Annotated in this window: 12 protein-coding genes; 4 read left to right on the top strand and 8 right to left on the bottom strand. The window is 44.4% G+C overall.

The annotated features are described in order from the left end of the window. Positions 1 to 3: 3 nt before the first annotated feature. From ABR189_RS23435 to ABR189_RS23400, 8 genes are all read right to left on the bottom strand, one after another. Entirely contained in the window at positions 4 to 3495 is a 3492-nt protein-coding gene (locus tag ABR189_RS23435) for a SusC/RagA family TonB-linked outer membrane protein (protein ID WP_354662924.1), read from the bottom strand. 330 nt (positions 3496 to 3825) lie between these two features. Beyond that, positions 3826 to 5025 carry a FecR family protein gene (locus tag ABR189_RS23430; protein WP_354662923.1) on the bottom strand — a complete coding sequence of 400 codons (1200 nt, stop codon included), beginning with the start codon at positions 5023 to 5025 and terminating at the stop codon, positions 3826 to 3828. 55 nt (positions 5026 to 5080) lie between these two features. Further along, positions 5081 to 5701, bottom strand: coding sequence for an RNA polymerase sigma factor (locus tag ABR189_RS23425; protein WP_354662922.1), 621 nt, complete (start codon positions 5699 to 5701; stop codon positions 5081 to 5083). Positions 5702 to 5857: 156 nt separating this feature from the next. Beyond that, positions 5858 to 7183, bottom strand: coding sequence for a TlpA family protein disulfide reductase (locus ABR189_RS23420; RefSeq protein WP_354662921.1), 1326 nt, complete (start codon positions 7181 to 7183; stop codon positions 5858 to 5860). 47 nt (positions 7184 to 7230) lie between these two features. Further along, entirely contained in the window at positions 7231 to 8631 is a 1401-nt protein-coding gene (locus tag ABR189_RS23415) for a RagB/SusD family nutrient uptake outer membrane protein (protein ID WP_354662920.1), read from the bottom strand. A gap of 30 nt (positions 8632 to 8661) precedes the next feature. Next, entirely contained in the window at positions 8662 to 11874 is a 3213-nt protein-coding gene (locus ABR189_RS23410) for a SusC/RagA family TonB-linked outer membrane protein (RefSeq protein ID WP_354662919.1), read from the bottom strand. Between the two features lie 216 nt (positions 11875 to 12090). After that, a complete protein-coding gene (locus ABR189_RS23405; protein WP_354662918.1) occupies positions 12091 to 13365 on the bottom strand; it encodes a FecR family protein in 1275 nt (424 codons plus the stop codon). Between the two features lie 98 nt (positions 13366 to 13463). Further along, positions 13464 to 14057 (bottom strand): RNA polymerase sigma factor, encoded by a 594-nt coding sequence (locus tag ABR189_RS23400; protein WP_354662917.1) that lies wholly within the window; start codon positions 14055 to 14057, stop codon positions 13464 to 13466. 312 nt (positions 14058 to 14369) lie between these two features. On the opposite strand from ABR189_RS23400, the gene ABR189_RS23395 reads away from it, so the two are divergent. The 4 genes from ABR189_RS23395 to ABR189_RS23380 all read left to right on the top strand — a co-directional run bounded on the left by ABR189_RS23395 (position 14370) and on the right by ABR189_RS23380 (position 21202). Further along, complete coding sequence (locus ABR189_RS23395; protein ID WP_354662916.1) at positions 14370 to 14960, top strand: RNA polymerase sigma factor; 591 nt, start codon at positions 14370 to 14372, stop codon at positions 14958 to 14960. A 69-nt stretch (positions 14961 to 15029) separates the two neighbouring features. Next, positions 15030 to 16205 carry a FecR domain-containing protein gene (locus ABR189_RS23390; RefSeq protein ID WP_354662915.1) on the top strand — a complete coding sequence of 392 codons (1176 nt, stop codon included), beginning with the start codon at positions 15030 to 15032 and terminating at the stop codon, positions 16203 to 16205. A 269-nt stretch (positions 16206 to 16474) separates the two neighbouring features. Then, positions 16475 to 19810: a SusC/RagA family TonB-linked outer membrane protein gene (locus ABR189_RS23385; protein ID WP_354662914.1), complete on the top strand. Its 3336-nt coding sequence runs from the start codon at positions 16475 to 16477 to the stop codon at positions 19808 to 19810. Positions 19811 to 19819: 9 nt separating this feature from the next. Then, positions 19820 to 21202 (top strand): RagB/SusD family nutrient uptake outer membrane protein, encoded by a 1383-nt coding sequence (locus ABR189_RS23380; protein WP_354662913.1) that lies wholly within the window; start codon positions 19820 to 19822, stop codon positions 21200 to 21202. The last annotated feature ends 9 nt before the right edge of the window (positions 21203 to 21211 follow it).

Below are 21211 nucleotides of genomic sequence, written 5' to 3'. Positions count from 1 at the left end.
GCATTAAATTTTAGCCTTAAATCCAAACGTATAGCTCGCCCGTGGTACCAACGTATTACCGCCCAGGTTATAATCGGGGTCAATGCTACTTTTATTAGCTTTCCAGACAACACCAATATTGTTTACATTAAAATATAAGTGGAGATGCTGGAAAGGAAGCCCTTTCCATTGGTCCCTTCCAAATTCGTAGTCCAGGTTAATATATTGTAAACGGATATGATCTCCTTTCTCCACCAATGCACTGGAGCCATTATAAAAGGCATCCCTGGAACTGTTCGCCTTATATAAATTGGAAGGCACATTGGTATACAGTTCATCTCCTGGTTGTTGCCATCGCTTACTATAATCACTATGGCCTCTCCAGTTTGAGAAAAGGGAGCTATAATCTATAGAAGTTCTTCTGAACCAGTAGCCGAACTTGTACATCAGGCTGAGATTGAGGCTGAATCTTTTATAGGAAAACGAGTTAATAAAAGAGCCATACGTGGTAGGGATAGCAGAGCCGAAAAATTGCAGGTCTTCTATTTTTTTATTACCGGAGGTAAGATTCACATAGTCTTTGCTGGGTTTGTTATCAATGTACCCTTGCGGATCACCGGTTTCGGGGTCAAGCCCAGCCCATTTATATGCGAAGATCGAATAAACCGGCCTGCCTTCCAGTCCGGCAATAGGGACTGCCTGTCCCGGAGTTCCTATAAATGTATATCCCGACGTGCTGGAGAGGTAATACTTTGTTACTTTGTCCCGGTACAGACTCAGATTCAAGATAGTGCTCCATTTAAAGGCCCGGTCAATATTCAGTGTTTTCAGTTCTATATCCATACCTTTTCCGGTCATATTAGCTACGTTCATTACCGTTGAGGTAGGAATACCAGTAGTATAGTCAATCGGGGCAACGCCAAACATCCGTATCCCTTTTTTACTGAAATATTCTATTGCACCTGAAATCCGTTGATTGCGGGAGGCAAAATCCAGCCCCAGGTTAAACATTCCTATGGTTTCCCACTTTAGCTCAGGGTTGTAGTAGTTATTAAAAGTAGCCGTTGAGGTCCCGGTAAATTCGGATTTAATGCTCGAATACTTGATGGTGCTGACCGCCACCATGGCAGGATTAATATTACCATTAAATCCATAGGTAGCCCTTAATCTCAGATAGGGAAGAGCATCCACCGCATAAAACTTCTCCCTGGAAATGTCCCAGGCGAAACCGGTAGAATAGAAAGGGTTCCACTGATCGTTGGTATTTAAGCCAAACAGATTGCTGGCATCCTTACGAACACTGGCAGATATCGTGTACTTATTGTTATAAGTATAGGCCGCATTTGCAAAAAGGGAGGCAAATCGTGTGGTACGGTCAGATATGAACTGGCCGTTCTGTATATAACCGGCGCCACCACCAATAAACGTTGGAACTGGCGTGGCATAATCAATACTTGCAAAAGAAAGATTATTGGTATTAAAACCATAAAACCGGTTTTGATCGTACCTGTTATTGGAAGATCTTGCCTCAAATCCTGCGATCCCATCTACACTGTGTTTTGCCCATTTGCGGCTATAACTTAGTTGTCCGCGAAAGTTACTGGCCTGCAACAGTGAATGAAACCGGTCCAATACTGCGCCTTTAGGTACGTTAAACTTAATGCTCCCATCTGGCTGGTATTGCGCATACCTGTTTGCAAAATCACGTGCATAGATGCTTTGTTCATCAAACAACCCTTCTGAGCTAGTCATTTGCCGTTGATACTGGTAACGCAGATTGGCCGACAATCCGTTTATGATCGTATATCCAACCGCTGCGGTGGCCAATATATCTGAGCTATTATTTTTGCTGATATTATGTTCCCAATCGGTAAGGGGATAATAATTCCAGTCCTGCAGCCGCCCGTTACCTGCCGTATCTTTATAGGCCTGATTAATGTTATAGGGTAGTACGGCCGGATTACCATTTTCATCTGCCAGCTCCATATAAGGTACCGTACTGTTTCCCTTCATGCTGATAGTGCCATACCCGCTCCGTCCGCTCCGGGTAGCAGACTGTGTATAGTAAATGCCAGTGGTAACAGACAGCCTTTTTATCGGGCGATATGTATTTTCAAAACGAAAGTTTAGTCTTTGATACTTTTCCGCCAGGTTACCGGTATTATTATCATAGCCAATACTGGAGATCCAGGAATAATTATCTGTACCGCCATATAAGTTCAGGAAGTACTGCTGGTTCACCATTGGCGTATACATATAACGGCGGTACTGATCACGTACGTCTATTGACTTTAGCCTGTTAAGCTCCCGCGTCACTTCTTCTCCGGTAACAAGTCCATTTCTCTCTTTGTCCAGCAAGGCCACAACGGGGGAAATAACAGGATAGCTGGTTGACTTAAGATCTGCGTCATAAAAGCCACGCGTAAAACGTCCCTGTTCCATGTCAATGAAATCAGCAGCGCTCATCTGTCGTATATAACCTAAATCAGGCTTACCAGCAACGGTAACATTGGCGGTAAAATCAACCCCCAGCGCTTGACCGAACTGCCCTTTTTTTGTTGTAATGACTACTACGCCGTTCGCTGCCCGCGCACCCCAGATACTGGCAGCCGCAGCATCTTTCAGCAGTGTGATATTCTCTACTATATTAGGGTTAATATTATTGATATCTCCTTCGTACGGGAAATTATCTACCACTATCAAGGGGGCTTTGGGGCCCTTGATAGTACTCAATCCCCGTATCATTATTTGCTCATTGCCTGCTAATGTTCCCTTATCAACAGTTACCCCATTTGCAATGGCAGGCAAACGCTCGAGGATATTAGTGGTCACCTGCTGGTTAAACAATCTGTTGCCAACAGTAGCAAACGAACCTGTTGCACGTTCCTTAGGAATAGACTGAAATCCTGTGGATACAACATCAATGGTATTTAAAGCGGTAGAAAGAGGCTGTAACGCAATGATAAGATGGCCACCCTGATTACTAGCAACTGCGATCTCTTTTTGCTCATAGCCCAGAAAGGTCACCACAATACTGGTAGCCGCTGAATGTAGCTCCAGGAAAAAGTTACCGTCCGCATCTGTAGTCGTGCCAATATGCGTATTTTTCGCTTTTACAGTTGCACCTGGTAATGGTCCCCTGCTGTCTGCAGCAATCACCCGCCCAGATACCGCAATAGTTGTATCCTTGATAGCGGATTCCACCGGTTCCAATGCAGCGGGTTGTTTTCGTCGAATAAAGATTGTTTTTCGTTTGATAGAAAAATCCAGCTTTTGCTCCAGCAGCACCTGGTTTAAAAATGCCTGTAATGGCAGGTCCCTGGCAGCAATCGTTACCGGTTTACTGTCTTTCAGCAATGCATTATCATAAAACACCCCGTACCCCGTCTGTTCTTTGACGGCGGAAAAAATCTTTTCCAGCGAAACATCTTTGCCGGAAAACGTGACCGTTTGAGCAGCTGCATGAGCCGCAACTTGTAAAACAGCCACCGTACATAAAATAAACGTTAGCTTCATAACTAACAGCGTTTGGTTGAATAACCGGTCCTTTACAACGGTCCGGTTGCAAAAAGCCTTTAATTGCATACATTTGCATTGTTTGGTGAATTGAAAAGCAGTCTTGGTGGACTTTTTTAAAAATTGTACCAAACGCCGGCCAGAGATGTTGACGCATTTCTGGCTTTTGTTTGAGATACAGTACAATAAGTAGCCGTTGAATACGGCAACATGTGCTAAAAAGATAAAAAGATTGCAGCCTGATCCACCTGTAGGGGTGTCAGCCACTGTTATTACATCCTAATAGATTTGGTATTTTACCTCATATCCACATAATTTGCATTCCCCCGCTTATGGCATAATTCGAAGCTTTTTGGCTGATATTGTAAAATGGAGCCCTATGTCCTGCAGCCCTTCCAAAACTTCTGAAAGGTTCAGCTCCCGTTGTATCTCACCACTGAATTTTCTGGTAGCCATATCCCCCTGATACTCTACCTCCACATCATACCAGCGGGCCAGCTGTCGCATCACCTCCTGCAATGGCACCTGGTCAAAATTGAACCAACCATTTTTCCACGCCATCACCACATCCAGGTTCGCTTTGTCGTTAATTTTCAAGTGATTGTCCCCGGCAATTACCTGCTGCCCTGGCTTCAGCAACAGACTTTGCGCATGTTGTGTTAACTGTACGGCCCCCTCCAACAGTGTTATCTTCATATCCTGTTCATCATCATAAGCGTTCACATTGAAACGGGTGCCTAATACCTTTATATCCAGCGCTGCCTTTGTAACATAAAACGGCTTACTGGCATCATGCTTCACTTCAAAATAAGCTTCTCCATTCACCGTCACCTTCCTGTCCTGTCCAACAAAGGCTACCGGATACGTCAGGGAAGAACCTGCATTAAGCCACACCCGCGAACCATCGGACAACGTTACATCTACCACCCGGCTACCATATGGATTATTCAAAGTATTATATGACACATGCTCCTGTAGCTTACCGGATGTAGCATCCTGATAAGCAATTTGCCCATCTTCCAGCTTCACAAGCTTTATATCACCTTGCTGTGCTAGTACCCCTTTAGCCAGGCTATCCAATGAAAGTGTCCTGCCATCTGCCATTTTGATAGTGGCGCGGTTTGCTGTAGGTGCAGTTACATCCGTTGTTGGTCGTTGTTCAACGATGACAGCACTTTGTTTCCGGCCCAAAGTGATGGTTACTCCCACCGCAATACCGATGACTAAAACAGCAGCCGCCCACCACCAGTTACGGATTACACGGTAAATGCCCTTGTTTCCTCTCTGGCTGGTTTCCAGTGTCAAAAGCTGTTCCCGGATACGCAGGTCAGTGGACGCCTGCATGTGGGCAGATGATGCTTCTGCCATTTCTTCCAACAATACCAGCATATCCGGTTCATTCATCAACGCTGCATACAAGTCCGGCTCCTGTTGGATCCAGGCATACAACTCCTTTACCTCCTCCGGGGTAATGCGCTCCTGGATAAAACCAGATAATAGCTCCTTATAATATGCCTGTGATTGCTGCATAATCTGTCTAAAGACTTTAAAACTGGAAAAAGGACTATTGCTTTTCCAGGATTTTTTAAAAATTTTTGTGCAGGAGGATAAGAATTACCGAAATCCCTGCATGCTGGCTAACATATTTACGAAGCAGGGCAAGAGTTTGAGAGACATGTGCCTTAACCGTATTAGGAGAGATTTCCAGTTCGCGCGCTACTTCTTCATAGCTCTTTTTTTCTTTCTTACACATATCAAACACCTTTCGGCGCTGTGGGGTAAGGGTACTCAGTGCTTCTTCCACCAACTCATCATACCGCTGCAGCTCCTCCTGGGTAAAAGACAATTCAGTATCTGTTGCAATCTGGTAGTGATATACCAATTGGTCTACCAGGTGGTGTTTAGAGGCGATTTCTTTGTTTATATCAATAGCGCGGTTATGACAGATGCGAAAAAGATAGCTACGGAACGACTGCTTGATCTCTAACCGCTGCCTGATTTCCCATATTTTAACAAACACATCCTGTACCAGGTCCTCAGCAATCTCAGGGATCTTTACCAGCGTAAGGGCATAACGATATACCTCCTGACGATACCGGTCGTATATTTCCCCCAAAGCCCGCATCTCACCACGCTCAAGAAGTTGAAGTAGTTCAATGTCACTGTATGATGAAAAGTCCTGAATGATAAATGATTTTGCAATCAAAAATAATTATTTTCCTGAAAATTGAATGCCCTCCAATCGCATAGACTGGAGGGCATTCAATTTTTCATAGGGTACGAAGTTCGCTAAATAGCTACCTCCTGACAGGTGGTGCCGGCGAGAAATATTATTGTCAAGCCCCCGAAACAAGGACCTTCTTCAAATATTGCTTAGCACTAAAATATCAAGTGCTCTTTCTTCCGCTTTCATTATGATGCCATATCGGGCCAATTCTTTTTTTAGTTTTGGAATGTCTTTTAAATTACAATTCAACTGCATATCAACATTCCCTTTGATGCCGGTTTCATCCACTACAGGAAAGCCGGTATCACTTAATTTACTGTTTAAAACCCTGGAAAAATAGACAAATGATGAATTAATCACTTTATACATCGAATCATTAATTATAGTAGCCCCCCTCTCTCCTTTAGATACCATTAAACTGGTATCTTTAAACGTCGTCAGCACCCAACATTTGGTTTTACGCTTTTCCACTCTGCCGTTAACTTTAAAAAGCGCACCCAAATAGCTGTTGATATCTTTCTCCATTAAGGCAGGCATTGCATCTGTAAGCTCGGGAGCCACTTTCATCTCATAACAGAAAAGATATTTCTCATCCCACGCATCCCAAAGATTACGATCAGCCGGCCGCAGGAAAACTGCAGTATCTTTTACCTCCACCACAAACCTGTTCTTATCCCTGAATATGCTTTCTCCAAGCGTACCTTTCTGGCCAGCGTATTTCAACCCAAAAACATACTGGTATAATGCCAATACAGGATAATTAATAAAATACCTTCTGTTCACTTTTGCCGTTGCACTATCCTTTCGCAAACCAATTCCACCACGAATTTCCGGTGCATGTCTCATAAAGGCCGAATAAACCTGTATTTTTTCTGACAAGCCTCTGAAAGAGGCGACGATGCCATTATTCTCCCAATCAGTATTTCTGGGATCTACCTTCGCCGCCATATGAAGGGCTTTACCATCAAGGGCAGCCTCTATATGCTCCACAGTCGCATTATACCCATGTGTAATGGATAACACTTTACCGGTAGCATCGATCCATACATGATGAGGCACTGTGATGTATGGGAAATAATATCTAAGCAATGAATCCCCTGTTACTGATGGCAAATCCGGGAAAACAATTTTTCTTTTCGTCAATACTTCCCGTTCCCTGATCTTTGCTTCCGTTTCATGGGTATTTACAAGAATAATCTGTATGCTTTCACCAAATGTTTTTTGCAGTTTTTCCATTTTCGGAAAAGCTGCAATACAGGAAGGGCAACCTGTACTCCAGAAATCCAGGATCACCAGCTTGCCTTTGAAATCAGAAAGTTTTGCAGAAGAAGATGTATAATTAGAGATATTTTTGAAAACGAGGTCAGGAACCGTCTCACCAACTGGCACAGGTGTAGGAAGTTGCGCCTTTACAGCAGACAGCATACCCAAAAAAAATATTAATAACAATGCTTTTTTCATTGAGCTTCATTTTTAGTTTAACAATATGGGCTATCAGATGGGTAGTGCTATTCGTAGCCGGGACTCTGCTTCAGGAAAGGATTAGCATCGATCTCCGCCTGTGGCACAGGATAAATTACCGCAGTAGACCGCCAGTTGGGCTTAATAAGTGACAGCACTTCATCTGCTCTCGTTTTTCCAGATACGTCTATGGCAGGTGTTCTTTTAAGATCAAACCAGCGATGCCCCCATTCAAACATAAATTCAATTCTTCTCTCCCGTTCAATTGCCGCCAGTAAACCTGCCTGGCCCGCAGCTGTAATACCGGAGAGTCCTGCCCGCTTACGTATTGCATTAACATCCTCACGCGATCCATCGTACTGTCCGAGGTGTGCCCTTGCTTCGGCCCTGATAAGATATTGCTCAGCTAAACGAAACACCGTATAGTATTCCTTAATTTCACCAACGGTACGATTCACTTTATATTTATAAGGGTACGCATAGTCTTTTCCTTCAACCGTTTTAATTCCTATCCACGATTTTCTGCGGATATCTTCTTCTTCAAATGATTCGAGCAATTCTTCCTTTATGACAAAAAAGGGAAGTGCTGATGGTGAAACAGCAGGAATAAAATCAACTCCTTCCCGCGTGTTGATAGAGGAATTGGTTGGCATCAGCTGCCAGATCGCCTCTTTACTATTTTTAAGAAAAACCGAATCAGGATGTGATAATGGAAGATACAAGCCTGATTGAATCACCTCATTTGCCGCTATACCCGCTTTTTCCCAATCCTGCATATATAAATATACCCTGGCAAGCAGCGCAGCAGCTGACCAGCTATTGGCTCTTACCTTTTCACCAGTTACATAACCAGAACTTAAAAGCGCCTTGGCATCCTTCAGGTCAGTCACTATATATTCATAAACTTTCTGCTCGGCTGTTTTAGGCTGAATAGCATTCTGCTCAAAGTCAGTTCCGGTAATAAGCGGCACCTCCCCAAAAAAATTAACCAGGTAGAAATAACAAAATGCCCGTAGAAATTTGGCCTCTCCTAATAACTGCTGTTTAACGCCAGCGGTAATCGTGCCTGATTTTTCAATACCTGCAATACACGCTGAACTTTGGTAGATGTATTTATAACAAGGTGACCACAAAAGTGATAGGTAAGCATTTCTCGGCATTAAAGCGTTATTTTCATATTCTTCATAGTCCTGGTCGCTGACAGTATAATCCAGTTCATCAGCCGATAGGGAAACATATTTTGTTGTGGCGCCAGCAGCAAATTCATACGGGTTGTCCACCATCTGGTTATAGATGCCTACTACCGCTGCAGTGGCTGATTCATCCGTAGTAAAAACCAGTTTATCCAGCAATTGATCTTTTGGTGCATTAAGCTCCAGGTATTTTTTGCAGGAAGAAGCAACAATACATAATGGAAGGATAAAAAGTATATATCTGAATATTTTCATAACAATTTATTGTATTTCAATTATCGAACATTACAAACTAAGCTGAAAGCCAGTGGTTATCACTTTCAATGGCGGCGTCCTCAAATAACTCGCCACTTCGGGATCATTGCCTATATAATTTGTTATCGTCAAAAGATTTTGCGCCTGCACGTATATATTACATTTCTTCATTTTAAGCACTCTACCCCAGCGCTCGGGTATAGAATAATAAAGAGAGATGTTTTTCAGACGTACATAAGAGGCATCTGTAAGCTTGGCCGTTGAGTTGTAGATCAGGTTAGTCGCATTATAGGCAGGTGTGCCGGATGTTGTAGAAAACATTTGATATGGGGCAACATCTCCCGGCTGCTGCCATCTGTCCAGCGTCATTACAGGAAGATTCCCTATTGCTCCATTATTGGAAGAGCGGCTGTATATAGGATGACTTCCCAACTGCTTAACAAACTGAAAAAGAAAATCCAGCTGAAAACCTTTGAACGTAATAGTATTATTTACGCCGCCATAATATTTGGGATCAGCACTTCCAAGAACGATATAATCCAGTGAATTATACTTACCATCATGATTCAGATCTTCAAACTCATAAACGCCGGTTTGAGGATTAACACCCAGAAAACGGTAGCCTTGCTCAACCGAAAGGGGTTGCCCTATTATATAGCGGGTGGCGTAACTGGTGTTTTCAAGACCCGGGAATTCAACAAGTTTATTCCTGTAGAAAGTAATATTGACACCCGTTGTCCAGGAAAAGTTCTTTTTTGCAACGTTTGTTGTGCGCAACTCCATTTCCAATCCTGCATTTTGAATAACAGCAGGGAAATTTCTAAGCACAGTTTTAAAACCTGTTTGCGAGGGCAGGTTGAAATTGATCAATTGGTTGCTACTTCTATTATGGAAATAGGCGGCATTAAAAAACAGGCGGTTATCCAACAATCCCAATTCAATGGCTGTTTCAAATTTCTTATTGAGTTCCCACCGGTAATCCGGATTAAACAAACGCGCTGGTAAAAGGCCATTTGTTCCATTATAGGGCTTTGTTGTTCCAGACCAGGTATTTAAGAATTGATAGTTAATGATCTGGTCGTTGCCAGTGATGCCATAACTTGCTCTCAATTTACCAAAGTTCAGGAACCGCAAATTATTTTCTGCGAAACGCTCTTTGGAGAATATCCAGGCGGCACCCACTGCTCCAAAATTTGAATACCTCCTGCCCGGACCAAAGCGGGACGACCCATCTCTCCTTCCCGATAAATTGATAATATACTTATCGGATAAATTATAATTAATTCTTCCAAAGAACGCCTGGTATCTATATTCATTAAAAGTATTACCCGACGAGAGCTGGGTACCGGCAGCATTAGAGTAAATCAATGCATCGTCTTTGATACCACTTATAGTAAGCATATTCGATACCGTTGTATTTTGTTGCCAGCTGGCTCCAAACAGCGTTTCCAGTGTACCTTTCCATAACGCCCTGTTATAAATAATCTGCGGCTCTCCTATCCAGGAATTTGTTTTGTACATTCCTTTATTTCTGGAACCTAATGGATTAAGGTAAGGTGCCTGACTAATGATTGGGGTAATATTCTCTTCGTCAAAGAGTACCGAATTATAACCAATGCTGGTTTTAATATCCAGTCCCTTTGCAATCGTATATTTTAGTACAGTATTAAAACTCGCATTATCGGTAACTCCTTTAAACTCCCTATAGATAGCTGCATACTTGCTCACACTGCTAAGCTGACTCGACGCCGGCCAGTTCAATTTACCTTCTTCATTAAAAACAGGTGGTGCATTGGGGGGTAAGGCTATGCTCTCAAAAAAATCCTGGTTAGCCAGGTTGGTGACGTTGGAGGAGTATCTGGCAGATATTGTTGCCATAAATTTATTGGACGGAGATGTATGGATAATATTCAGATCGCCGGATCCCCGCTGCACATTTTGATCGCCCGGCGAAATGGTGCCCTCCTTCCTGTATCCCAGTCCTAAAGTGAATTTTGTTGCACTACCGCCTCCGTATAACCGGACCTGCGCATCACTGGTACCCGCTGCTTTTTTCAGAAATACATCTTTCCAATTCTCATAGCGGTCCTGTGGCCAAAGGAGGAGATCATATGCATTACTATTATTAGGAGTGATGCCGTCGTTTGCAAACGCCTCTTTACGCATTTCAAGATACTGTTCAGTATTCATGAAATCCATCGTATGCCCAAGAAAGCTTACACCGTGACTCAGGTTTACATCTAGCCTCGTACCCTCCGACATTTTACTCCTTTTCGTAGTAATCAGCACAACCCCATTCGCACCCCGCGAACCATAAATAGCTGTTGCATCGGCATCTTTCAGTATTTCAATGCTTTCAATATCCGCATTATTGATCGTGTTCAACGGATGACTCACATTCAAATGCGCCCGTTGCGCCAGGTTGTCGGTGGGAAAAGGAACACCATCCACAATATACAAAGGCTCTTTACCCTGGGTGAGGGAATTGACCCCTCTTATCTGCACTGTAAAATTTGAGCCCGGCAGACCATTCGTTTGTGTAAGAAATAATCCCGGCACCCTTCCCTGTAAAGCCCCAAGTGGGTTATGCACAGGTTGTTTTTCAATAACGGCCGAACTTACTTTCGCTACTGAGCCGGTATTGAGCCGTTGGGAAGTGGAATAATATCCTTTGAAAACTATCTCGTCCAGTTTTGAAGCAGCTTGTTTCAATACAATCATTATTGGAGTACCAGCCTCCTTAACTGTGATAGTTTGGGGAGTATAGCCTATGTAGGTAACAACGATCACATCCCCTGCGGAAACGTGTAAACTCAGCTGACCATCAACGTCTGCCGTCCCTGATTTACCGGTAGTTTTATTAAAGATCGAAGCCCCTGTCAGGGGATTGCCCAGGCTGTCTGTCACGCGAATCCTTAAAGGAGGCGCCTGCTCGGACGCTACCGGTTTATAGGACAGTACAATAGTTTTGGTAGCATCGTTAATGCGATATTGTATGGACTGATGGTGCAGTGTTGTTTCGAGTACTTCTTTTATGCTGCCGTTTTTGATCGCTATCGTAACAGGCGAAGCTTTACTCAGCAACTCCTTTTTACCAAATACAACATACCCGGTTTGTTGCTCTATGGCTTTAAATACCTGCCGGAGTGTAAGGTCTTTACCCGAAAGGGTGATGCCCTGCGCAATGCCTATGGCATTTGCGCCAAAAACAGAAAAAACGATCAGCAAAACAGTCAGCTTCATCAATAACAGGAATTTTAGCACTTCTCTTTTTAAGCCTCCGCGGGTTGTAAAAAAAGGGAGGTTATGCATTTTTTTTTGCATATATTTGTTTCCCCGACATACCTGCCGGGATAGGTTTGGTTGTTAAAAAAAAGAGTTACAATCCTCGATTTTGGCACAGCTAACTATTCGCCGGGAGTGCTTCGACCCACTTCCGGCTTTGTTTTAAAAGCTGGCTCAGGGCATTACAATCAACTGGCGTTTGTTTTCAATCCTGAAATGCACATCTGATTCCTGTAATGCGGTGATGATATCATTAAGCGTATTTTGTTTACTGATCTTACCAAAAAAAGGCGTTTGCAGGTTTACCCCCTTTTCATATACCACTTCAATATCATACCAACGCCCCAATTGTCGCATCACTTCTTCGAGCGGTGTGTCCTCGAAATTAAACACCCCGTTTTTCCAGGCAATTACCTGTTCTATGTTCGGCCGGTCGTTAACAATAAGTTGTTCATGGCGAACAACAGCCTGTTCACCAGGCTTTAAAATGTGAGGCTTGAAATTGGGAGTTCGATGATTCTTCGCCTCTCCACCAGTTGGTTGATCTGGTTGAGTTGGAGATACTCTAACGGCTCCTTCCAACAGTGTAATTTTCGTCTCCAGTTCATCATGATAAGCATTTACATTAAAGTGGGTCCCCAGCACTTCGGTGACAGTACCATTGGCAGCTACAATAAAGGGCAGCTTTCCCCCATCATGCTGCGCGTGGCCTTCTCCCGAAAAGGATATTTTTGCCACTTCAAAATACCCTTCGCCCTTCAGTGTTACACTACGCGCGTTACCCACAAAGGCTACCGGATAAGTAATAGCACTACCGGCATTCAGCCATACACGGCTCCCATCTGACAATTGCATATCGATGACCTGACTCCCCCGCGGGTTGGTAAGCGTATTGAATTGTAATTCGCTGGCCACCTGTCCATCAGCAGTTTGATAAGCGATCTGGCCATTAGCCAGCTTTACGAGCTTTACTGTACCTTGTTGCACCAGTTGGCCGTTGCGCATACTATCTAAAAACACCTGGCTGCCATTTGCCAGTGTAATGGTGGCGCGACTGCCTTGCGGTGCAGGAATATCCCCCACCTGCGGCAGTTCTGTTATTTTAGCTTTATCAGGCTGTGATTGATGCCAGCTAAACCAACCCAAACCTATAATAACGATAACTACAGCGGCAGCAGCCCATCTGCTGCCAATCCTCCACAACGTTTTCCTTGGTTGGATGAGCCGTACCTTATCCTCATCGAATATTGCCGCCAGTATTTGCCCAGCATCTTCTTCCTCCAGCTGCACACTACCATTATTCTCTTCAACAAGGCGTAAAAGAAATGCCCTGGCTTCCTGTTCATTGTCCGGACGCTGCAACCAGGCGAATAATGCTTTCCGCTCATCATCCGATAAGGCCCCACTCAGGCATTTTTCCAATAATTGTTCCTTCCTTTTTACATCCATCGTTTAAAATACAGATTGAGTGACAGCAATGGCTACCTACCTCTTCCTTAAAGAAAGACGGTTGATCAGTTAAGTTGGGGGTAAGCAAAGGGAATTTTTTATAGGAAAATAACAACAAGCGCTATGAGCAGCTCCCAGTCCAATTCTTTTTGGCAATAAGCCCGGATCCTGCGAACCGCTATATCAAGGTTGGATTTGACCGTTTCAGGAGCAACTGCGAGTCTGGCAGCCGCTTCTTCCCTGCTAAGGCCTTCTATTTTTATCAGCTCATAGGCCAGACGCTGTTTTTCAGGGAGCCGGAGAATCGCCTTCTGCAATACAGCACGGATTTCCCGCACCTGTACATCATCATCCGGGCTCCCATCTGTAGCGGGATATTCCATAACAGCCTCCAGCGAATGCTTAGGTCTGTCTCCCATTAGCTTTACCATGTCGTACATACGGTTGCGGGCAATAATAAACAGCCAGGCACTAAAATCCTGGATGTCAACAAGCGTTTCACGTTTCAGCCATACCTTCAGAAAAACGTCCTGACATACATCTTTAGCACGTACCCGATCGCCCAGCAAATGCAAAGCAGCCGTATATAATGATGCCTCATAATGACGAAACAGCAACCGGAATGCATCCATATTGCCTTCACTTACCCGGTGTAAAATGGCTGGTTCGTTATCTATTGGTACGAAATTCAATTTTCCTGTTTTATCTCCAAATATAGAAATATAACAGTTATGCCCTAGCATAGGGCTACGGCATATACCAATTCCAATTTCATCCAGAACAATATTAACTATTTCACTAAACGCATTCAATTGACATGAATTAAGTTGTGTAATTAAAGCTGTTACATTAACGTGGTATTGATGCTGCTGTCTTCATTCAAAACGAAAATTGATAAATTTAAATTTCTTTTAAAGGAAACATAATTCATCCCTGTTTTATAATTGTAGCAGGCAGCAGTGAATTTTGATTATTTTAGCTTGTCAACTAAATCGTGCCACATATTGCTTTTTAAGGAACTATATCATGAGCCGCAACTATTATCTCTCGTAGCAACAGGAGATGAACGGGCATTTACAAAGATTGTGGCACATTACACACCGGTTATATACCGGCATCTGGTTATCTACATCAAGGATACCCAACGGGCAGAAGAACTTACACAGGACATTTTTATCAGCATCTGGCGGAACCGGGAAAAATTGCAGGCTATGGATAATTTTGCGGGCTATCTATATGTTATTACGCGTAACAAAATTCATATGGCCTTCAGAGAAAAACTGCATGCTACTGAAGAACCGCCTGCTGATATGCTACAAACCCTTTTTACCACCCCGGAAGCCGCCGTTGAATTCCAGGAACTGCGTGCTTCGCTGGATCACGCCATTGGGATGCTTCCCCCCAGGCGACAGGAAGTATTTAAGCTTAGCCGGATAGAAAACATGACCTATGAGGAAATTGCCCGCCAGCTACAGATCAGTAAAAGTGCTGTAAAACAGCATATCATCGAAGCACTTTTTTTTCTCAGGACTTATCTCAAGGAAGAACATGAGGTAATTGTTAGCATTTTACTATGGTTATCGGTTTGGCATTGATCAGGTCCAAAAAAAAATTTCGAGACGACCTGACCTCTCTCCTAAAAAATGCATTTATTATAATGTAAGATGACAAACAAACCTTTAGAATACTATATTGACCGCTATATAGACGGTACGATCAGCAAAGAGGAGTGGCAGGTACTGCGAACGCTTTTGGATCAGCCAGAATATGCGCGCCTACTGGATAAATTAATTGACAGGCAATTAATCGAAGCAAATCAGGAGGTATATGATCTTCCTGCCGTCACTGAGCGTGTGATAAGGGCGCTGCAGCCAGTATTGAATAACAAGCAAAAAAAACCACTGATTGTCCCCTATCGCACCCGCTTTCTGCGCCGTTGGAGCTGGGCGGCCGCCGTGGCTGTGTTAGTCTTGATTGCTGGTACTTTTTTCTGGATTCACCGATCAGCAAACCAGGATGTGGTCCGGGAACAGCCAACCACTGATATATCACCAGGCTCCAACAAAGCCATCCTGACCTTATCGGATGGATCCAAAGTAACTTTGGACAGCACCGGTAACCAGATGATCCGGCAAGGCCCAACGGTTGTACAGCAGCAGGGAGGGCAGTTGACCTACAATGCGCATACCGGAAGAACCGCACTGTCCTATAACACACTTACCACTCCTCGTGGAGGCCAGTTTCGTATAACACTGCCCGATGGTACCAGGGCCTGGCTGAACGCCGCTTCTTCTATTCGTTATCCTACAGCATTTAATGATAAGGATAGAACGGTAGCTATAACTGGGGAAATATATTTTGAAGTGGCGAAAGATGCAAGGAGGCCTTTCAGGGTTACCTCCGATAAACAAACTGTAATCGAAGTACTTGGTACTAGCTTTAATGTGAACGCTTATACGGATGAACCTTTTGTAAATACCACCCTGGTGGACGGGAGTGTGCTTGTGAGAACAGGTGACAAGTCAGTACAACTAAGCCCTGGTGAGGCAGCCCGTACGGTAGCTGGCGAAAAAATATCCATCGAGCAACATGCCAATATTGCCGCAGTCACCGCCTGGAAGAACGGCTTGTTCAATTTTTACGGAGCAGATTTACAAACAATCATGAAGCAACTATCGCGTTGGTACGATGTCGATATTATATATACGGGGAGTATACCCCAACGGAAATTCTGGGGCGAAATGCAGCGCACCCTGCACTTGTCCGAAATATTGGAAGTACTTAAAGAGTCAAATATTCATTTCAGGATAGAAGGTAAAACGCTGATCGTAGCGCCATAACATATTTATTCAGCCCAAAAATTAAGAACATGCAGGACATTTAGAGAATGCCTGCCGGAAAGTAAAACCGTCCCGGTGGGGCCAGGACGGTTATTGCCCGGTTATAGGCAGTTACAACAAACGTGACCGATTATTGAATTAACTACAAATCCAGACAAAGCAAATCTATGCAATTATTACCTTTTTGCTATAGGTCTGCCGGTATTTCCTATGCCTATACGGGCAGGGATCCTGCTGCCGGGACCTTATTAAATACAGTACAGCGAATTATGCGATTAACGATATTGTTGCTGATCATAGCCTGTTTAAAAGTAACTGCTGCCAGTTATGCACAAACAATCACATACAGTGGCCGGAACGTGCCGTTGGAAAAAGTTTTCGCCATTATCCGCCAACAAACGGGATACGTTACTTTCTGCGATTATACCATTCTTGAAAAAGCCAGGCCAGTTACAATAGAGGCGCAGGATACGCCATTGAAAGATTTTCTGGCGATGACGCTGAAAGATCAGGCTTTGCAATTTTCCCTGAAGCAACAAACGATTATTATCAGCCTGCGCCCAGAAATATCTTCTTCTGCCAATAGAAATGCAACAGCTCCAGGTGCAGACAGTGCACAGATCAGGCTAACAGGAACAGTGATGGATGCGGACGGTAACCCGCTGCCTGGTGCATCCGTACGGTTGAGAGATGGGCAACAGGGTACGGTAACGGATGCCAACGGATATTTCGTGGTGGAGGTTGCTGAAGGCAGTATACTGGAAGTGAGCTTTATCGGTTACCAGATACAACGTTTGCGTGTAAAGAACAGCAAGATGGTAGCCATGCAGGATGGCAGTAATGCCCATCTGTATACAAATGGCAGCTTACAGATAAAATTGGAGAAAGCTGAAAGCCAGCTAAACGCCATTACCATCAATAAAGGATATTATACGGAGAAACGACGTTTGTCTACCGGCAATGTAAGCACAGTAAGTGCAAAGGAGATTGCCTGCCAACCTGTGTCAAATCCGCTTGCAGCATTGGCAGGACGCGTACCGGGCCTTGAGATCACACAAAGCAGCGGTGTGCCAGGCAGCGGATTTAAAGTATTGTTACGGGGCCAGAGCTCACTGCTACAAGGCTCTCAGCCACTTTTCGTGATAGATGGGGTGCCATTTGCATCAGGCAATACCGCAATTAACCAGTTAAGCTCTGCAGCCGGGGCCCCTACTTCAGGTACCGGTATGAGCCCGATGAACATGATAAATCCGGCGGATATTGAAAGCATTGAAGTGCTCAAAGATGCCGATGCCACCGCGATCTATGGAAGCCGGGGAGCCAACGGCGTAATCCTCATCACCACCAAAAAAGGTGCAACCGGACCCATGAAAGCTGACGTAACGGTTTATAAAAGTTGGAGCAGGGCCGCGCGTACTATGGCGATGCTAAATACGGAAGAATATCGCGCCATGCGTTATGAGGCATTCCGCAACGATGGCGTTCCCCCCACGACAGCTAATGCACCGGACCTTTTCTGGCTGGATAGCACAAGGTATACTGATTTTCGCCAGCTGATGATCGGGGGAACAGCGGAAACTATCGACGGGCAAGTGCGCTTGTCTGGTGGTACTATACAAACACGTTATTCTGTAGGTGCCGGATATCATAAAGAAACTACTGTTTTCCCTACAGATCTTGGTAATACAAGAGCCGGGTTTAATACAACGCTTCAAAGTACTTCCGCAGACAATAAATTCAACCTCGATCTTACCGCCAGCTACAGTATTACCAATAACAAACTGGTAATAAGCGACCTTACCCGGTACACGAACACTAACCCGATGCTGAAATTATATAAAGAAGATGGATCACTGAACTGGGAAGAGCATGGAGAGCCCTATGCCAACCTGGGTATTTCCGATTCCAATCCAATGAAGTTCTTATTTGAAAACTATCATGGTCGGTTCCGCAATCTGAACAGCAACCTTCGTTTATCATATCTACTGCTGCCCCATCTGAAGCTGCGGGTAAACCTCGGATATAACGTGGTGCAAACAGACGAAAAGAGTGCGTCCCCCAGTACTTCTATAGACCCTTTTAGTCAGGTATTGCCCTCTGCTTCATTTGCAAATAAAACTCAGGCAAACTGGATCTTAGAGCCGCAGATCGAATATGGGCTACAGGCAGGGCCAGGCAAACTGTCTGTACTAGCAGGCAGCACCTGGCAGGAAAGCAGGCTATCGGGCGTTACCGTTTATGGATATGATTATACCAGTGATGTGCTGCTTGGTTCCATCGCGGCAGCAGGCCGAAGGGACGCTTCCAATACCGATAGACAATACAACTATCAGGGTGTTTATGGCCGCCTGAATTATAACGTCCAGGATAAATATTTAGTGAATATCAGTGGTAGAAGGGATGGCTCCAGTCGGTTCGGCCCCCAAAGCCGCTTCAGCAATTTTGGCGCTGTAGGCGCCGCATGGATCTTTAGTGAAGAGCAATGGGTACAGCGCGCATTACCGTTTCTCAGTTTCGGGAAATTAAGAGGGAGCATCGGACTTACAGGGAATGATCAGATAGGCGATTACAGATATCTGAATACTTGGAGCACTTCATCCTTTACTTACGATGGAACAAGCTCCCTAAATCCTACTGCACTTTTTAATCCGGTATTTGCGTGGGAAAGGAATAGCAAAACAGAATTGTCGCTTGATCTCGGTTTGCTGAAAGATCGTCTCATGCTATCCCTAACCTGGTTCCGTAACAAAGCCAGCAACCAACTAGTGAATTATACGTTGCCTTCGCAAACAGGTTTTGAATCAGTGCTGGCAAACCTGAATGCGTTAATTGAGAATAAAGGATGGGAATTGCAGGTAACCGGGACGGACTTGTTAAAGGGAGCATTCCGGTGGAATAGTAGTTTCAACATCTCATTTCCAGTCAACAAGCTTCTTGACTTCCCGGGGCTGGCAACATCTTCCTACCGCAACACCTACATCATTGGCAAAGCTGTATCAATGCTGCAGCAGTACCGTTACCAGGGCATCGATCCTGCCACTGGCAGCTATCTGGTAGAAGATGTGGATGGCGATGGGATGTACGGCATTGCAGACAGGGTAAGCATTATCAATAGGAACCCAAAGTACTATGGAGGTTTTCAGAATACATTCCGTTACCAGAATTTTGAACTCACCGTCGCGCTTGAATTCAGAAAGCAGACTGGCACCAATTACATGGGAGACTTTACGAACAGCGTACCGGGATATGGTACTTCTAATCAGCCACGGAATGTGCTGCAGCGTTGGCAGCAGAAAGGAGATGAAACCATTATACCGCGCTTTTCCGCCACCAACACAGATGTACTGATGACCGCACTTAACTACCGTATGTCTGACGGCATATATACAGATGCATCTTTTATACGCGGTAAAAATATTTCCATTTCTTACCATCTCCCAGGGAAATGGATGAAGAAAACATTCATCGGTAGTTGCCGCATCTACTTTGATGCCCAGAACCTCTTTGTGATCACAGGATACAAGGGCGCTGATCCAGAGAATCAGGACCTGTATACATTGCCGCCGTTAAAGACTATTGCCGGTGGAATCCAGTTAAATTTTTAAATAGCGATCATGAAATACTCCTTTATATATAGGCTTTTAGCCGGGTTGATGATACTGACATCCTGCAGCAAATTCGTGGACATTGTACCTTCCCCTCAACTGATCATAAGTGAAGATGTATTTTCAGATGAACAAAGCGCCCTGTCCGCATTGAATGGTGTATACACGCAGATGCGCAACTCCAATCTCACTTTTTCAAATTCCGGGCTTACGATATTTGCGGCATTGAGCGCAGATGAATTGATCAGAAGCGCACCCAATGTAACCTATGATGTGTTCTACCGTAATAACATACCGGCAAACGATCCGACGATTAATACTTTCTTTTGGACAGCACCTTATAACATCCTTTACAGGTCAAACGCCATTATAAACGGATTGTCAGCATCCACAGGTATTCCGGCGGATGCCGTCCGCAGGCTATCCGGGGAAATGAAGTTTATACGGGCATTCACCTGCTTCTATCTGATAAATTTGTTTGGCCCGGTGCCACTGATCACTACTACAGATTATACTCAAAATGCAACTATTCCTCGTACAGATACAACGCTTATTTGGCGTCAGATAGTGACCGACCTGGAGGAAGCTGCTGCTGCACTGGAAGGAACGGCTACAGGAGCTGGAACCGGAAAGGTACGGCCAGGATTTTTCGCGGTAAAGGCATTACAGGCAAGAGTACATCTTTACAGGAAAGACTGGGTGGCAGCGGAGCGTGCAGCTTCCATCGTAATAAATACCGGACCCTTTGAGATAGAAATGGATCCTGAGCGTACCTTTCTGATCAACAGCACGGAAACGATATGGGAAATTGCAAGCAGGAATGGTACCGGAAATACCGGTGAAGCGACTAATTTCATTCCACTGACTACCGCAACCGTGCCTGCATTTCAGCTTACACCATCTTTACAGGCTGCTTTTGAAATGGGCGATAAAAGATGGCAATACTGGGTAGGACAGGGGGGCTCAGGCACTGCAACATATCCCTATCCCCGGAAATACCGTAACAGAAATGTGCAGCCCGTAACTGAATATAATATTGTGCTCCGCCTCGCCGAACTTTATCTTATCAGGGCGGAAGCACTTGCCATGCTTGATGAAACAGACAATGCTGTAAAGGACATCAATGTAATCCGGAACAGAGCAGGGCTAGAGGCCCTTCCTAAAGACCTTTCCCAGCAACATTGCTTAGAGCGCATTGCGCAGGAACGGCGCATTGAGCTGTTTGCCGAATGGGGACATCGATGGTTAGATCTTAAACGTACCGTCGCAGCAGATACTGTCCTGGGTGCTGAGAAAACCTGGTGGCAACCTTACGCTTCCCTTTATCCAATTCCTTTGAACCAGCTTTTGTATAACTATTATCTCAAACAAAATAACGGATATGAACAATAAACCAACATG

Origin of the sequence: Chitinophaga sp. H8 (assembly GCF_040567655.1) — a bacterium.
Lineage (GTDB): Bacteria > Bacteroidota > Bacteroidia > Chitinophagales > Chitinophagaceae > Chitinophaga > Chitinophaga defluvii.
Note: the sequence above shows the minus strand (reverse complement) of the source record. Positions and strands in the feature narration are given on the sequence as shown.

What these genes read in the sequence shown, in the direction of transcription:
- ABR189_RS23435 (WP_354662924.1), bottom strand. Translation starts at nt 3,495, where the DNA reads ATGAAGCTAACGTTTATTTTATGTACGGTGGCTGTTTTACAAGTTGCG.
- ABR189_RS23430 (WP_354662923.1), bottom strand. Translation starts at nt 5,025, where the DNA reads ATGCAGCAATCACAGGCATATTATAAGGAGCTATTATCTGGTTTTATC.
- ABR189_RS23420 (WP_354662921.1), bottom strand. Translation starts at nt 7,183, where the DNA reads ATGAAAAAAGCATTGTTATTAATATTTTTTTTGGGTATGCTGTCTGCT.
- ABR189_RS23415 (WP_354662920.1), bottom strand. Translation starts at nt 8,631, where the DNA reads ATGAAAATATTCAGATATATACTTTTTATCCTTCCATTATGTATTGTT.
- ABR189_RS23410 (WP_354662919.1), bottom strand. Translation starts at nt 11,874, where the DNA reads ATGAAGCTGACTGTTTTGCTGATCGTTTTTTCTGTTTTTGGCGCAAAT.
- ABR189_RS23405 (WP_354662918.1), bottom strand. Translation starts at nt 13,365, where the DNA reads ATGGATGTAAAAAGGAAGGAACAATTATTGGAAAAATGCCTGAGTGGG.
- ABR189_RS23390 (WP_354662915.1), top strand. Translation starts at nt 15,030, where the DNA reads ATGACAAACAAACCTTTAGAATACTATATTGACCGCTATATAGACGGT.
- ABR189_RS23385 (WP_354662914.1), top strand. Translation starts at nt 16,475, where the DNA reads ATGCGATTAACGATATTGTTGCTGATCATAGCCTGTTTAAAAGTAACT.
- ABR189_RS23380 (WP_354662913.1), top strand. Translation starts at nt 19,820, where the DNA reads ATGAAATACTCCTTTATATATAGGCTTTTAGCCGGGTTGATGATACTG.